The following is a 16,186-nucleotide window of genomic DNA, read 5'->3' on the forward strand; positions in this document are numbered from 1 at the left end:
TAGGATTAACACAATTAAATTTAGAAAGCAAGGATAAGATTCCTGCTTTCGCAGGAATTAAGATGGGAAAAGTAACAGGTTTTAAAGAATTCGAAAGAAAAGACGAAAAGTACAATCCAGTAAAGGATCGTGTAAAAAATTATAAAGAATTTACAGTCCCTCTAAGTGAAAAAGAGCTCACAAAACAAGGGTCGCGTTGTATGGATTGTGGAATTCCATTTTGCCATAGTGGTTGTCCGCTAGGTAATTTAATTCCAGATTTTAATCATATGGTGCATCAAGGCGAATGGCAAAAAGCCTCTTGGATATTACATTCTACAAACAATTTCCCAGAGTTTACAGGTCGTTTATGTCCTGCGCCATGCGAACAAGCATGCGTTTTAGGAATTATTGAAGATCCTGTTTCCATCGAAAATATTGAAAAAAATATTGTTGAGCGTGCCTTTAAAGAGGGTTGGATTAAACCACAACCACCAAAAATAAGAACAGGTAAAACAATTGCAGTCGTCGGTTCTGGACCAGCAGGTTTAGCAGCGGCACAACAATTAAATAGAGCTGGTCACACTGTGACTGTTTTTGAGCGTGATGATGCTATTGGAGGGTTATTGCGTTACGGAATTCCTAATTTTAAAATGGAGAAAGGGATTATAGATCGTCGTTTAGCAATTTTAGAAGCTGAAGGTATTATCTTTAAAACCAACGTTAATGTTGGTGTGAATTATGATGTTGAAGATTTAAAAGCTTTTGATGCGGTTGTGCTTTGTGGTGGAGCTAGCGAGAGAAGAAGTCTACCAACACCAGGAATTGATGCAGATGGAGTGGTGCAAGCGATGGATTTTCTAACACAACAGACCAAAGTTGTTTTTGGACAAAAAGTAAAAGATCAAATACTAGCAACAGATAAAAACGTCATTGTTATAGGAGGTGGAGATACAGGATCGGATTGTATTGGAACATCGAATCGTCAAGGAGCAAAATCGGTAGTCAATTTTGAAATTATGCCAAAACCACCAGGACACAGATCAGCAACAACACCATGGCCATATTGGCCGTTACAATTAAAAACATCATCGTCTCATAAAGAAGGTGTGGAACGTAATTGGTTGATTAACACTAAAGAATTTGTAACGGATTCGAAAGGAAAATTAATAGCGTTAAAAACCGTAAATGTAGAATGGGAAATGATTCCAGGTGAACGACCAAAATTAATTGAAATTGCAGGTACTGAAAAAACATGGCCATGTGATTTAGCATTACTAGCACTTGGTTTTACTGGTCCAGAACAAACCATCGCAGACCAATTAGGTTTAGAGAGAGATGTACGTTCTAACTACAAAGCAAGCTATGGCAAATATCAAACGAATGTGCCAAATATATTTGCAGCTGGAGATATGCGTAGAGGACAATCCTTAATTGTTTGGGCGATTTCTGAAGGTAGAGAAGCAGCAAGGCAAGTGGATATTTACTTAATGGGTAAATCGGATTTAGCGACTAAGAATGAAGATGCTGATTTGGTAGGGCTTTAATACAGGATTTTCTACTGCTATAATATTTTAAGGGTAAGTCTATTGTTAGGGTAGAAGTAAAGCATCTGGAAATGGATGCTTTTTTTTATTCGTGAGGTAATGGTGATAAAAATGGTTTATAAGATTAACGATTTGTTTCTTAAAGTACAGAATTAAATATGTTCTTTTTATAAGATAAATCGTTGAAATGGTATCATGCTTTTTTAATGGATCTGGTATATGAATTATTTGTTAATATAACCTCCCTCTTTCCAGTCTCTATTTTCTTCATACCATTCAAGTAAATCACCCATGAAACCAAATAATATTGCTTTTCCTGTAGCTTGTTCAAAATTTATTTGACCATCGAAATGTCTCACTGTTACATGCCTTTTGTGCATAGGCTTATCATTAGCCATAACAAAAGTAGTAGTTCTACCCATTTCAAATTTGCTTTCTGGAATTACTTTCTTACTATCAAGTATTTTTTGTACAATGAAAGCTACGTCAACCGTAGGATAATAAGGGTCACCCATAGTTTTATATAGCTATTTGTAGTTTTTCTGCGAACTGTTCTCCAGTTTGCATTATTTGGTCTACAACTATATCTTCTTCTGGAACATTAAAAGACATAAAAGAAACATCTCTAGTACTTTCGTTATTAAAGCACCACCCCATAATTTTAAGTTCAGTCTCAAGACCTTTACCGAATTTTTCTGCATTTATGCAGAAAGCTGTTAAAGATTCTTTTACGGCTATTTCGGCGTCATCCAAGTCTTTAGCAAAAGTTTTAATTCCGAATAAAGGAACATTAACAGAAATCATCTCATCCATACCTGTCTTATCCCATATTGGCATAACAACAGAAATAGATTGTAAAATTCCTTCTATCCTAGTAATTTCAATATTAGCTTCTTGATTATTCATTTTAAATGACTGTTAGTATTAAGATTAATACTTACCTTTTGTTGTTGTATAACACAAACATACAATATGTGTACCAAAATTTATATTGTCATGACAACTTTATTTCTATCGTAAACGTTTCTACTATAACTTTTACCTATTATGAAAACATTAACCATAGCCACAATCTTTTCAATAGTTGGATGTATAACATTATCACAAGTTACAGCATTTAACACACTTTAGCAAATAGAACCTATTCCAGTACTTCTATATACTTACGTTCATCACTATTTGCTTATTTTATAAGAAATACTAAATTTTCATATTTATTGCGCAATAGTAGCTAATTTCAATACTATTGTTAATAATTGAAATCTCCTTGATGGTTTGCTAAGAATGAAATTCTTTCATAATGACTATTTTGACTTCAAAAATTGTTACTGCCTACCCTTCAAAACACCCTCAATATCCTCAAGCCTAAACCCTTTAGCTTTCAATAAAATCAAATAGTGATACATTAAATCAGCAGCTTCGTCTTGAAATAATTTTGGGTCATCATCTTTAGCTTCAATGACTAATTCCACAGCTTCTTCACCTACTTTTTGAGCGACTTTGTTTATGCCTCTTTTGAATAATTCATTGGTGTATGAATTTGGGTCGTCACTGTCAATTCTTTCACTAATGGTTTTTTGCAATTCGTATAGAAACCCTTTAGCAGTGTCTTCTTTAAAACAAGAGGTGCTTCCTGAATGGCAAGTTGGTCCTTTTGGTTCGGCCTTAATTAAAATGGTATCGTTATCACAATCTATTTGAATGTCTTTTACTAATAAAAAATTACCTGACGCTTCACCTTTAGTCCAAAGTCTGTTTTTACTTCTGCTAAAAAAGGTCACTTTATGTTCCGCTTTAGTTTTAGTGAAAGCTTCCTGATTCATATAACCTAGCATTAAAACTTGTAAGGTTTCGTTATTTTGAATAATGACAGGAACTAATCCGTCTCCTTTTGAAAAATCTATGTCCATCGTATTGCTATGTTTTCGTTTTTTAAATACTGTTTTAATTCCGGAATTGGTATGTCGCCATAATGAAATATACTGGCTGCTAATCCTGCACTTGCTTGTGTGGTTTCAAACAAAGTTTTAAAGTGTTTTTTTGTTCCTGCTCCACCAGATGCAATTACAGGAATATTTATGGATTTACTAACTTCTCCCGTAATATCAAGTGCAAAACCTGCTTTTGTGCCATCATTATTCATAGATGTGAGTAATATTTCGCCAGCACCTAACGCTTCCACTTGTTTTACCCAATCTAAAGTTTTTAAGGGTGTTGCTGTTCGTCCTCCATGAACGAATACCATCCATTCTCCATCTACAAATTTAGTGTCTATTGCAACAACACAACATTGACTTCCAAACTGATTGGCAATTTGTGTAATTAACTCAGGATTCTTAACGGCTGAAGAATTTACACTTACTTTATCTGCGCCTGCTTTTATAACACTAGAGACGTCCTCAATGGTATTAATGCCGCCTCCTACTGTAAACGGAATATTGATTTCTTCAGAAATATGTGTGACTAATTCTACTAAGGTTTTTCGTTTTTCGACCGTTGCAGTAATGTCTAAAAACACCAATTCATCTGCTCCATGAGCCACATATTGTTTTGCGAGTTCAATTGGGTCGCCAGCATCTCTAATACCAACAAAATTGATGCCTTTTACGGTTCGTCCATCTTTGATATCTAGACATGGTATAATTCGTTTTTTTAGCATAGTTTCTGAAGTTCTTTTAAGGAAATGTTTCCTTCGTAAATCGCTTTTCCGAGAATGACACCTTCACATCCTATTTCTTTTACCAATTCTAAATCTTGAATTGACGAAACGCCTCCGCTTGCAATTAATTTTATATTCGATTTTGAAATGATTTCTTTATACAATGCGTTGGACGTTCCTTGTAGCATACCATCTTTTGCAATATCTGTACAAATAACATATTGAATGCCTTTGGATTCATAATCTTTTATAAAATCTACCACATCTAATTCAGAGGCTTCTAGCCAACCATTCGTCGCAATTTTTCGGTCTTTGCAGTCCGCTCCTAAAATAATTTTGTCAGCACCATAATTTTCTAACCAAGATAAAAACACCTCTGGATTATTTGCTGCAATGCTTCCTCCTGTAATTTGGTTGGCTCCGCATTCAAAAGCGATTTTTAAATCGTCGTCAGATTTTAATCCACCACCAAAATCGACTTTCAGATTGGTTTTAGACACAATGCTTTCTAATATGTTGTGATTGACAATGTGTTTTGATTTTGCACCATCCAAGTCCACTAAATGTAAATATTGAATACCATTAGCCTCAAATGCTTTGGCAACTTCTAACGGGTTTTCGTTATATATTTTTTTGGTGTTGTAATCTCCTTTGGTGAGGCGAACACATTTTCCGTCGATGATATCTATTGCTGGTATGATTCTCATTTTATTCCTGCGAAAGCAGGAATCTCGTCCAGCTTTCTTATTTTTATTTTAATCCTTCTTTTATAATTTGACTAGACCTGCTGGGTTTTTAAAACCTGCGAGGTCTGGATTATCTTTTGAGATGTTTTGACGCGCTCAACATGACATTCGGTTTGTAATTGTCTTTTATCATAATTCCAAAAAATTCTTCAATAATTGCGTGCCAACATCAGCAGATTTTTCAGGATGAAATTGGGTGGCATAAAAATTATCATTGTGCATTGCTGAGGCAAATGGATGTATGTAATTGCAAGTCGCAATGGTTTGTTCATTTCTCTCAGCGTAATAGCTATGCACATAATACATATCGTTATCTATTTTTATGTTTTTAAACAATTCGCCTTTAATTTCCGAGAAGCTATTCCAACCGATATGAGGAACTTTTTCTATTGGTGGAAATTTTTTCACTTGGGTATTAAAAATTCCTAGACATTTGGTATCTCCTTCTTCTGAATAATCGCACATCAATTGCAAGCCTAAACAAATGCCAAGAATCGGTTTTTCGATAGATAAAATAACCTTATCTAAACCTTTTTCTTTTAAATATGTCATGGCAGAACTCGCTTCGCCAACACCTGGAAAAATCACTTTGTCAGCATTTAATATTTCGGTTTTATCGTCTGTGATAATGCTTTCGTAGCCTAAACGGTTTAGAGCATTTTGCACGGAACGAATGTTACCTGCGTTGTATTTTATAATCGCTATCATTGTTATTTTTGAAACACCCCTAAAGTCCACTTAAGAGGACAATGGACAGATTAAACTTTAATTTCATTTTCATTTTCATTTTCATCTTCATCTTCTTCTAAAGACTTCCTTTTGTACTTGGAATTGAAAAATTATCGGTTTTCGATACAGCCATTTTTATAGCCTTAGCAAAAGCCTTAAAAATGGATTCAATTTTATGATGCTCATTATCTCCTTCGGCTTTAATATTTAGATTACATTTTGAGGCATCACTAAAGGATTTAAAGAAGTGCATAAACATTTCTGTTGGCATGTCTCCAATCATTTCACGCTTAAATTCTGGTTCCCAAACTAACCATGGTCGTCCGCCAAAATCAATAGCGACTTGCGCTAGGCAATCGTCCATAGGTAATAAAAAACCATAGCGTTCAATACCTCGTTTACTTCCTAAGGCTTTAATAAACGCTTCGCCAAATGTTATGGCGACATCTTCAATAGTGTGGTGTTCGTCTATTTCTAAATCACCATCTACTTTGACATTTAAATCTACGTTGCCATGTTTGGAAATTTGTTCTAACATGTGGTCAAAAAATCCTAATCCTGTTGAAATATTACTTTGACCAGAGCCATCTAAATTCACTGTAACCTCGATATCTGTTTCTTTAGTTTTTCTTGTTACGGTTGCTAGTCTTGGCAGTGCTTTCAAATAATCGTAAATGACTTCCCAAGATGTCGTTGTAAGTGTTGCATATGCATTTGTGTCATTACTAATAAAAATACCTTTACTACCTAAGTTCTTGGCAAGTTCTATATCTGTGGCGCGGTCTCCAATGACATATGAATTTTCTAAATCGTAATTCCCGTGAATATATTTGTTGAGCAATCCTGTTCTTGGTTTTCGCGTTGGTGCATTATCCTCAGGGAAACTTTTGTCTATAAGAATTTCTGAGAATTCAACCCCTTCATTTTTAAAGGCTTGAATAAGCTTGTTTTGTGCTGGCCAAAAGGTGTCTTCAGGAAACGAATCTGTTCCTAAACCATCTTGGTTAGTAACAATTACGAGCTCATAATCCATTTCGCGAGCAATTCTAGATAACCATTGAAAAACACCAGGATAATATTCTAGTTTTTCTAAACTATCGAGTTGGTAGTCGATGGGTGGCTCTATGGCTAATGTGCCGTCTCTGTCTATGAATAGTATTTTTTTCATTTTTGTTTTGGTTGAAACCTCACAGGTTTTCAAAACCTGTTAGGTCTGTTAGTGCTTTTATCAATTTCTCATTCTCATCAGGCTTTCCAACCGTAATCCGAATGCTATTTTTTACCAAGCTATTCCGATTCCGAGTAATCACTTTTTGATCAACTAATTTGGTGTAAAGTTCATTGGCATCAGCAACTTCAACTAATAAAAAATTAGCATCAGAGGGATAGATTTTCTTTATGATTTTTAATTTTTTTAATTCTTGAATCAGTTGTTCTTTTTCTTCAAGAATCGTTTTTATGTTGGCCTTTAAAGTGAGGTTGTTTTCTAGAGCCTCAATAGCTGCGTTTTCATTTAATACACTAATGTTATAAGGTAATTTCACATTATTCAACAATTGAATGATTTCAGTACTTGCAAATCCAATTCCAATGCGTGCTGCGGCTAAACCTAGCGCTTTACTGAAAGTTTGTGTTACGATAAGATTTGGATATTTTGAAAGTAATGTATTCCAAGATGCTTTCCCACTAAAATCGGCATAAGCTTCATCAATAATGACAATCCCTTCGAAATGTTCCAAGATGAATTCAATATCTTTTTTGTTGAAACAATTACCTGTCGGATTGTTTGGTGAGCAAATGAAAATCAACTTTAATTTTTCATCTTTTAAATAAGGCTTTAAATCATTTTGATTAATTTGAAAGTCGTCATTCAGCGGCAATTTTAATAACTCAACATCATTAATATCTGCAGCAACCTGATACATCCCAAATGTAGGTGTAAAGGTTAGCGCTTTGTCTTTTTCTGGATTGCAAAAAACCCGATAAATTAAGTCTATAATTTCATCACTACCATTACCTATAAATAGATGTTCTGCATTAATGCCATTGTACTCTGAAAGCTTTTCTTTTAACTTTTTTTGATACGAATCTGGATAGCGATTTAAGGTGCCGAACGGATTTTCGTTGGCATCTAAAAACACACCTTCATTACCTTTAAATTCATCGCGTGCGCTTGAATAGGGTTGAAGTTTTAGTATGTTTGGTCGGACTAATTTCTTTAAATCAAACATTGTTTTTTTGTTTTCCTGCGAGGTTTTAAAACCTTGTAGGTATTAATCTGTGTTTTTTACCTTTTAGGTTTAGGTACTAAATAACGTTGCATTCCTATTTTACAGGTTTAATGAGGTACTGAAACGAGTTCAGTACGCGTTACTTTAAGGACTTAAGTCTTAAAGTAACGGCATTTTTATGCGCATCTAAACCTTCGGCTTCAGCCATTAATTCTACAGCAGAACCAATATTTTGAATGCCTTCTTTACTTAGATTTTGAAACGTAATTTTCTTTACAAAACTATCTAATGACACTCCACTATAATTACGAGCATAGCCATTTGTAGGTAGCGTATGGTTGGTTCCGCTAGCATAATCGCCTGCGCTTTCACAACTGTATTTACCTAAGAAAACAGAGCCAGCATTTGTGATTTGGTCTATATAATTTGAAGCATTATCTGTTGCTATTATTAAGTGTTCTGGTGCATATAAATTGCTAAATTCGATACATGCGTCCATTGCATCTAAAAGAATGGCACGACTTACGTTCAGTGCTTCTGATGCCGTTTTTTTACGCGATAAAAGGTTGAGTTGTGTATCTATTTCTTCTATAGTCTGCGTAATGGTATGTTCATCATCCGATAATAAAATCACTTGACTATCTGCACCATGTTCGGCTTGCGATAATAAATCTGCGGCAACAAATGCTGGGTTACTCGTTTTATCTGCAATCACTAAAACCTCACTTGGGCCTGCTGGCATATCAATCGCAACACCTTCTTGTTGAATCAATTCTTTTGCTTTGGTTACAAACTGATTTCCTGGACCAAATATTTTATAGACTTGTGGAATCGATTCTGTACCAAACGCCATAGCAGTAACGGCTTGTGCGCCACCAACTTTATAAATTTTTGTGATGCCAACCAAATTGGCTGTGTATAAAATAGCTGGATGAATTTTTCCTTCTTTATTTGGTGGTGAGCATAAAACAACCTCTTTACAACCTGCTAATTTTGCAGGAATACCTAACATTAAAATGGTTGAAAATAAGGGTGCAGAACCACCAGGAATATATAAGCCTACTTTTTCTATTCCTACAGAACGTCTCCAGCATTTGACGCCTTTTGTAGTTTCAATAATTTGTTCTTCTCCCTTCTGACTTTTATGAAACGTTTCGATATTTTGTTTTGCTATATGGATAGCCTCTTTTAAATTTTGAGGTACTAATTTTTTAGCAGTTTCAATTTCTGACGCTTCAACTATAATGCTTTCTAATTTTACTTGGTCAAATTTTTCTGCATACTCCAATAGCGCTTTATCACCTTTTGATTGAACCTCATTGAGAATTTCAACGACAATAGTATCTAGTGATTCCTTTTCTAAAACTGGACGCTGCAAAAGGTTTTGCCAAGTGTCTTTATTAGGATATTTATAGGTTTTCATTTTTTTTTTTTTAATTAGTTCTCGACTGCATTTCGACTTCGCTCAGTGACTTGGCTCTAAAGGTCATTCAACTTCAAGTTCATCTTCTAGTTCATCTTCAAATGTTACATCACCATTTTATCAATAGGAATTACTAAAATACCTTCAGCTCCTGCATTTTTGAGCGCATCAATATTACTCCAGAATTTATCTTCCTCAATTACAGAGTGCAACGAACTCCAGCCTTCTTGCGCTAATGGTAATATGGTTGGACTTTTTAAAACGGGTAGTATAGCCGTAATTTCATCAATCTTAGATGTGGGAACATTCATTAATACATAACGCGAATTTTTAGCTCTCAATACGGCTTGAATTCTAAATAATAGCTTACTTAAAATGGCTTCTTTTTCAGTATTAAGATTTAAATTTTTTGCCAACACTGCTTCCGATTTTAGAATAACCTGAGTCTCTCGTAATCCATTTTTAAAAAGTGTACTTCCTGAACTTACGATATCGCAAACACCATCGGCTAAACCGATATTTGGCGCAATTTCCACAGAACCAGAAATGACATGAATATCTGCTTCTATACCATTATTTTTTAAATAGGTGTTAAGTGTATTTGGATACGATGTTGCTATTTTTTTGCCATTGAAATAGGCGATGTCATCAGTGTCAATTTCTTTCGGAACGGCTAATGAAACTCTACATTTTGCAAAGCCTAATTTTTCAACAATTTCCGATTGTTTTTGTTTTTCGATGAGAATGTTTTCTCCAATAATAGCGATATCGACGACTCCATCTTCGATATATTGTGGAATATCAGAATTACGTAGATATAACACTTCTAAAGGAAAATTTCTCGCAGCAACTTTAAGTTGGTCTTTGCCATTATCTATTTTAATACCACAATCCTTTAGTAGTTTTAAAGAATCTTGGTTTAATCTTCCACTTTTTTGAATGGCAATTTTTAGTTTGTTCATTTTAGTTTTTAATAGTATCTGAATAGACCAAACGCGAAGAAATAAAAAACCCGCCTGATGTATTCAGACGGGTTTTGAAATATTTTAAAATACATATATCAATTCCTGCTCGCCTGAATGCAAGTATGAAAATGATGATGATGTGTTTGACTTAATGTCATTTGATTCTTCTTTGAGATTCAAAGGTAACACTAATTTCTTTTTGAAAAAACTATTCAAAATCATTTTCGATTATTTTAACATAATCCTACAAGGTCTTGTTTTGACCTTGTAGGTATTCTTATATTGTTTTTATACCTACAAGGTTTTGGAAACCTAGCAGGATTTATAATATTTATCATGAAAGTTACTTCGGATATTTATCTCGAATAGCATCCAAACACAAATTATGAATACTTCCAATATGAGAGTGTTCTTTGCCTAAATCTGGTTGATACGTATCATTTTGTACTTGACTTCCAATTTTTTGATAAGCTTCTCTAAAAGACATGCCTTCAATAACTAAATTATTAATACTATCTACCGTAAATAAGTATTTGTATTTGTCATCGCTGAGGTCAACATCTTTCACGATAATTTGTTGAATGGCATAATTAAAGATGTCTAATATGTCCTTTACATCTTCAAACGCGTTGATGATATTTTCTTTCAACAATTGAAAATCTCTGTGATAACCACTTGGTAAATTGTTTGTGATTAAAAGCATTTCAGTATGCAAAGCTTGAATTTTATTACACTTCCCTCGAATTAATTCAAACACATCAGGATTCTTTTTGTGCGGCATGATACTGCTTCCTGTTGTTAACTCATCTGGAAACGTGATAAAGCCGAAGTTCTGACTCATATACAAGCAAATATCCATTGCAAATCTCGACATGGTATTACATAATCCGCCTAAAGCACTAGCGATAGCGCGTTCACTTTTTCCGCGACTTAATTGCGCAGCAACTACATTATATTTTAGAGTAGCAAAACCTAATTCTTTAGTGGTTATATCTCTATCAATAGGAAATGAACTTCCATAACCAGCGGCAGAACCTAACGGATTTTGGTCTGCTATTTTTGAAACCGCATTTAAAACATAAACATCGTCGATTAATAATTCGGCATAAGCAGAAAACCACAAACCAAAAGAAGATGGCATGGCAACTTGCAAATGGGTGTAACCAGGTAATAATTGAGTTTTGTGAGTTTCAGCTAATCCTAAAAGTGTATTAAAAAACGTTTTGGTTTTAGCATTGATGATTTCAAGATTCTCTTTGTAATAGAGTTGAAGCGCTACTAAAACTTGGTCGTTTCTAGAACGTGCTGTGTGGATTTTTTTTCCGACGTCTCCTAAAGTTTTGGTAAGTTCGTGTTCTATTTTAGAATGGACATCTTCGAAGGTGTCTTCAATTATAAATGTGCCTGCCTCAATAGAATCAGCTAAAATCTTTAACCCAGATTTCAATTGTTGTAATTCATTTGAAGTTATTATGCCTATAGATTCTAACATTATAGCATGTGCTCTTGATGCTTCAACATCATATTTCGCAATATGCATATCAATTTTTCTATCGTTTCCAACAGTAAATAATTCTATTTTTTTATCGATTGAAAATCCTTTGTCCCAAAGTTTCATGTTTCCTGATTTTTGTTGCTGTCTCCTCGAGCATTACTTGAAACAAAATATATTTTGTTGAAAGTAGCGAGCGTAGCTCAACGAGAGGTCTTTAATATTAATAGGTCTCGACTGCGCTCGACCAGACAATCTTATAGTACTTTATTTAATAATTCAATATAAATCTTAACGCCTTCTTCAATTTCAGCCAAATAAATAAATTCATCTGCTGTATGTGATCGTGTACTGTCTCCAGGTCCTAGTTTTAATGAAGGACAAGTGAGAACAGCTTGGTCTGATAGCGTAGGCGAGCCATACGTTTCTCTTCCCAATGCGATTCCAGCCTTTACTAAATCGTGATGTATTGGAATTGAAGACGAATTTAAACGTAAGCTTCGTGGTATGATACTCGTACAGGGTGATTTTTGAGTTAAAATATCAGCAATTTCCTGATTACTATATTTATCATTTACCCGAACATCAATAACCAATTCTACTTCGGACGGAACTGCATTATGCTGTTTTCCAGCATTGATTTGCGTGACCGTCATTTTAACGTCGCCAAGCACAGGTGATTTCTTTTCAAATTTATAATCTTTAAACCATTTTAAAACGTCAATAGTATTGTAAATAGCATTATCAGTATTTGGATGCGCAGCATGGCTTGCTGTACCTTTTACTTTGGCATCAAAAACGACTAAGCCTTTTTCTGCTACTGCTAAATTCATAAGTGTAGGTTCGCCGACAATAGCGACATCAATTTTTGGAATAATAGACAACATACTGTTTAAACCATCTTTGCCACTGCTTTCTTCTTCTGCAGAAGCGACAATTATTAAATTATAATTTAGATTTTTTCTATCATAAAAATGCGTGAATGTGGCAATCAACGAGACCAAACAACCACCAGCATCATTACTTCCTAAACCGAATAATTTGCCATCTTCCACAATCGCTTTTAAGGGGTTTTTTGTGTAACCGTTATTGGGTTTTACGGTATCGTGATGTGAGTTTAATAACAGTGTAGGTTTCTTTTCATCAAAGTGTTTATTGGTAGCCCAAACGTTATTCTTATTTCGCTTAAAGAGAATTTGATGTGTCGTAAACCAATTCTCAATGAGCAGAGCTGTGTTATCTTCTTCCGAAGAAAATGACTGTGTTTCTATAAGCTGTTTCAATAAAGCAATAGCTTCTGCTGTAAGTCTTTCTATCATTTTTGAATGGTTGTATAAAGTGAGTTGATTTCAAAAAGCATACTTGGTTTTCCGATGCAAATTTTGTTTACATTGTTGTTTATCGCGTGAAAGCAATTGTTCAGTTTTGGTAACATGCCATCTGAAATTGTTCCATCTGCTATAAATGTTTTATAGGTTTCGGTAGTTATGTTTTCAACAACTGAATTGTCATCATTTATATCTTTTAGAACACCGTTTTTTTCAAAACAGTAATATAATTCAGTATTAAATATTGAAGCAAAACCAATCGCTAATTCTGAAGCGATTGTGTCTGCATTAGTATTTAATAATTGGCCATTTTCATCGTGCGTGATTGCGCAGAAAACAGGTGTGATGTTATTTTCAATTAGTACTTCTAGAGTTTTTGTATTGACTTTTTTTACATCGCCTACAAAGCCATAATCTATAGGTTGAGTTGGTCTTTTTTCTGAAACAATTGAATTTCCGTCAGCACCAGAAAAGCCAATAGCGTTGCATTTGTTCGCTTGTAATTGAGCGATAATATTTTTATTAATTTTCCCTGCATAAACCATTGTGATGATATCTAAAGTGTTAGTATCTGTAATACGTCTGCCTTCATTCATTTTCACAGTAATATTCATTTGTTTAGCCATTTTCGAGGCAAGTTTTCCACCACCATGAACTAATAGTTTTGGACCTTTAAGTTTCGCAAACGCACTTAAAAATGATTCTAGTGATTTATCATCATCAATGATGTTGCCTCCTATTTTTATGACTTTAATTGTTTTCATTCCCATCTGAACCTTCCCAAAGGGAAGGGGTTTTTCGGTTAATAGACCTCAAAGGTTTTTAGAACCTTTGAGGTCTTATTTATATTTAGTCTTCGCTAAAGCGAGTGTATTTTTTGTTCAGACCTGCAAGGTTTTAAAAACCTGCTAGGTCCTATAGATTTTCCAAAAGTTGCTTCAATATCACCTGAGCAGCAAAAGTTCTATTATTAGCTTGTTGAATTACAACAGATTGATTGCTATCTAAAACAGCATCTTCAACCACTACATTTCGTCTTACAGGTAAACAATGCATGAATTTTGCTTTATCTAATTTTGCTTTGGTCATCATCCAATTTTCATCTTCGCTTAAAATTTCACCATAGTCATTATAACTACTCCAATTTTTTACATATACAAAATCAGCATTTTGCAAAGTGGCTTCTTGATTGTAATTGATAGTTGTGTTCTTAGTGATCTCAGGATTTAAGTCATAACCTTCAGGATGTGTAATTGTAAAATCGACTTCTAAATTTTGCATCATTTCTACAAACGAATTGGCAACGGCTTGTGGTAAAGCTTTTGGGTGAGGTGCCCAAGACAGAACAACTTTTGGTCTTTTCTTTTCTGTTAATTCTGAAATCGTAATCGCATCAGTTAAAGCTTGTAAAGGATGCGCAGTGGCAGATTCCATATTTACAATCGGAACTGTTGCGTATTTTTTGAAACTATTTAAAATCTGTTCCGATTCGTCTTTTGCTTTATCTTTTAATGTTGGAAATGCTCTAACTGCAATTACATCTGCATATTGAGAAATCACTTGTGCTGCTTCTTTTATATGCTCGGATTTGTTCATATTCATTATGGTGCCATCCTCAAATTCTAAATCCCAGGCGTCATTTACGTTCATAATCATGACGTCCATTCCTAAATTTTTCGCTGCTTTTTCTGTGCTTAATCGTGTTCGTAAACTCGAATTAAAAAACAGCATGACTAAGGTTTTGTGTTTTCCTAACTCTGAAAATTCAAAGGGATTCATTTTTAATAAAATGGCTTCCTTTATAGTTTCTGAAAGGTTTGAAATGTCTTTTATGCTTGTGTAATTTTTCATATAAATAGGTCTCGACTGCGCTCGATAAGACAATCTTCCGTCTCTTCGAGCGCAGTCGCGAGGTTTTATGGTTCTATTTCGTTTAATTCTTTTTTTAGCGCTTCAAAAAAACGATCCATATGTTTTTTGTGAATGGTTAAAGGTGGCAAAATCCGCAATACGTTAAGATTTTTAGCACCTCCTGTAAAAATATGATGATCGTAAATTAGTTTTTTTCTCAATTCGGAAATCGGGAAATCAAATTCCAATCCTAACATTAATCCACGACCTTTAATCGATTTTAACTTTGGTAGCGCTTTGGCTTTTTCTTTAAAATAATCAGAGATAGCTGAAGCATTTTGCATTAGATTCTGGTCTTCAATAACTTCTAAGACAGATAGTGTTGCAGCACATGCTAAATGATTTCCACCAAACGTAGTTCCTAATAAACCAAAAGAAGCTTTAATAGAAGGATGAATTAAAATGCCACCAACAGGAAATCCATTTCCCATGCCTTTGGCAATTGAAATAATATTCGGAGTAATTTGATGCTTTTGAAAAGCGAAAAAATCACCTGTTCTTCCGAAACCAGATTGTACTTCGTCAGCGATTAAAGCTGTGTTATATTGTTTACAAAGTTTTTCGAGACCTTGATAAAATTCAGTTGTACTTTGATCTAATCCACCAACTCCTTGAATGCATTCTATGATGACTGCGCAAGTTTGATTTCCTTTCAGAATTTTTTCAACAGCTTCTAAATCGTCTAATGCTACAAAATCGACTTTTTGTTGTGCATTTAAAGGTGCTACGACTTTTGGATTATCAGTTGCAGCAACAGCAGCCGAAGTTCGTCCGTGAAACGAATTTTTAAAGGCTAATATTTTATGTTTTCCATTATGAAATGAGGCTAGTTTTAAGGCATTTTCATTGGCTTCTGCACCAGAGCTGCACATGAATAATTGGTAGTCTTTGCATTTTGACTGTACAGCTAATTTATTAGCTAATTCAACTTGCATTGGATTCTGAATCGCATTACTATAAAATCCTAATTTTTCAACTTGATTTGAAATCGCAGATACATATTTTGGATGCGAATGTCCTATGGAAATCACAGCGTGCCCACCGTAAAGATCTAAATACTCGACGCCTTTTTCATCATAAACGTAAACGTCTTTTGCGCTGACTGGTGTGACATTGTATAGTGGGTAAACGTTGAATAGGCTCATGTTTATGTGTTTATAGTCTTTCCTACAAGGT

The 16,186-nt window shown here is 34.4% G+C and carries 16 protein-coding genes; 1 reads left to right on the top strand and 15 read right to left on the bottom strand.

All coding sequences use genetic code 11. The features are described 5' to 3' along the window. Nucleotides 1–62: 62 nt before the first annotated feature. Nucleotides 63–1,526 carry a glutamate synthase subunit beta gene (locus AB8B52_RS02195; protein ID WP_406024886.1) on the top strand — a complete coding sequence of 488 codons (1,464 nt, stop codon included), beginning with the start codon at nucleotides 63–65 and terminating at the stop codon, nucleotides 1,524–1,526. 224 nt (nucleotides 1,527–1,750) lie between these two features. Here the strand turns inward: AB8B52_RS02195 and AB8B52_RS02200 are convergent, their stop codons facing one another. From AB8B52_RS02200 to AB8B52_RS02270, 15 genes are all read right to left on the bottom strand, one after another. Further along, nucleotides 1,751–2,041 (bottom strand): hypothetical protein, encoded by a 291-nt coding sequence (locus AB8B52_RS02200; RefSeq protein ID WP_406024794.1) that lies wholly within the window; start codon nucleotides 2,039–2,041, stop codon nucleotides 1,751–1,753. 4 nt (nucleotides 2,042–2,045) lie between these two features. Next, the gene (locus AB8B52_RS02205) at nucleotides 2,046–2,432 is read right to left on the bottom strand and encodes a hypothetical protein (RefSeq protein WP_406024795.1); all 387 of its coding nucleotides are present in this window, start codon (nucleotides 2,430–2,432) and stop codon (nucleotides 2,046–2,048) included. Nucleotides 2,433–2,851: 419 nt separating this feature from the next. Next, nucleotides 2,852–3,436 carry a bifunctional phosphoribosyl-AMP cyclohydrolase/phosphoribosyl-ATP diphosphatase HisIE gene (hisIE, locus tag AB8B52_RS02210; protein ID WP_406024797.1) on the bottom strand — a complete coding sequence of 195 codons (585 nt, stop codon included), beginning with the start codon at nucleotides 3,434–3,436 and terminating at the stop codon, nucleotides 2,852–2,854. Then, nucleotides 3,427–4,185, bottom strand: a complete 759-nt coding sequence (gene hisF, locus AB8B52_RS02215) for an imidazole glycerol phosphate synthase subunit HisF (protein WP_406024799.1) — start codon at nucleotides 4,183–4,185, stop codon at nucleotides 3,427–3,429. The genes hisIE and hisF overlap by 10 nt, the downstream gene beginning before the upstream one ends. Beyond that, the gene (hisA, locus tag AB8B52_RS02220; RefSeq protein WP_406024801.1) at nucleotides 4,179–4,892 is read right to left on the bottom strand and encodes a 1-(5-phosphoribosyl)-5-[(5-phosphoribosylamino)methylideneamino]imidazole-4-carboxamide isomerase; all 714 of its coding nucleotides are present in this window, start codon (nucleotides 4,890–4,892) and stop codon (nucleotides 4,179–4,181) included. Before hisA ends, hisF begins: the two co-directional genes overlap by 7 nt. Nucleotides 4,893–5,060: 168 nt before the next feature. Continuing rightward, nucleotides 5,061–5,639: an imidazole glycerol phosphate synthase subunit HisH gene (gene hisH, locus AB8B52_RS02225; protein WP_406024803.1), complete on the bottom strand. Its 579-nt coding sequence runs from the start codon at nucleotides 5,637–5,639 to the stop codon at nucleotides 5,061–5,063. Between the two features lie 97 nt (nucleotides 5,640–5,736). Beyond that, nucleotides 5,737–6,828, bottom strand: coding sequence for a bifunctional histidinol-phosphatase/imidazoleglycerol-phosphate dehydratase HisB (gene hisB / locus AB8B52_RS02230; protein WP_406024805.1), 1,092 nt, complete (start codon nucleotides 6,826–6,828; stop codon nucleotides 5,737–5,739). A gap of 19 nt (nucleotides 6,829–6,847) precedes the next feature. Continuing rightward, a complete protein-coding gene (hisC, locus tag AB8B52_RS02235) occupies nucleotides 6,848–7,891 on the bottom strand; it encodes a histidinol-phosphate transaminase (protein ID WP_406024807.1) in 1,044 nt (347 codons plus the stop codon). A gap of 139 nt (nucleotides 7,892–8,030) precedes the next feature. Further along, on the bottom strand, nucleotides 8,031–9,314 hold the full coding sequence (gene hisD, locus AB8B52_RS02240; protein ID WP_406024809.1) for a histidinol dehydrogenase: 1,284 nt from the start codon (nucleotides 9,312–9,314) through the stop codon (nucleotides 8,031–8,033). Between the two features lie 104 nt (nucleotides 9,315–9,418). Beyond that, the gene (gene hisG / locus AB8B52_RS02245) at nucleotides 9,419–10,276 is read right to left on the bottom strand and encodes an ATP phosphoribosyltransferase (protein WP_406024811.1); all 858 of its coding nucleotides are present in this window, start codon (nucleotides 10,274–10,276) and stop codon (nucleotides 9,419–9,421) included. A gap of 346 nt (nucleotides 10,277–10,622) precedes the next feature. Beyond that, nucleotides 10,623–11,897, bottom strand: coding sequence for an argininosuccinate lyase (gene argH, locus AB8B52_RS02250; protein ID WP_406024813.1), 1,275 nt, complete (start codon nucleotides 11,895–11,897; stop codon nucleotides 10,623–10,625). Between the two features lie 131 nt (nucleotides 11,898–12,028). Beyond that, nucleotides 12,029–13,090, bottom strand: a complete 1,062-nt coding sequence (locus AB8B52_RS02255; RefSeq protein WP_406024815.1) for a M20 family metallo-hydrolase — start codon at nucleotides 13,088–13,090, stop codon at nucleotides 12,029–12,031. After that, entirely contained in the window at nucleotides 13,087–13,863 is a 777-nt protein-coding gene (gene argB, locus AB8B52_RS02260) for an acetylglutamate kinase (protein ID WP_406024817.1), read from the bottom strand. The genes AB8B52_RS02255 and argB overlap by 4 nt, the downstream gene beginning before the upstream one ends. 151 nt (nucleotides 13,864–14,014) lie before the next feature. Further along, nucleotides 14,015–14,950 carry an acetylornithine carbamoyltransferase gene (locus tag AB8B52_RS02265; protein WP_406024818.1) on the bottom strand — a complete coding sequence of 312 codons (936 nt, stop codon included), beginning with the start codon at nucleotides 14,948–14,950 and terminating at the stop codon, nucleotides 14,015–14,017. A 65-nt stretch (nucleotides 14,951–15,015) separates the two neighbouring features. Continuing rightward, a complete protein-coding gene (locus AB8B52_RS02270; RefSeq protein WP_406024820.1) occupies nucleotides 15,016–16,155 on the bottom strand; it encodes an aspartate aminotransferase family protein in 1,140 nt (379 codons plus the stop codon). Between the last annotated feature and the right edge of the window lie 31 nt (nucleotides 16,156–16,186).

Source organism: Winogradskyella sp. (genome assembly GCF_045105575.1).
In the GTDB taxonomy this organism is placed as follows: domain Bacteria; phylum Bacteroidota; class Bacteroidia; order Flavobacteriales; family Flavobacteriaceae; genus Winogradskyella.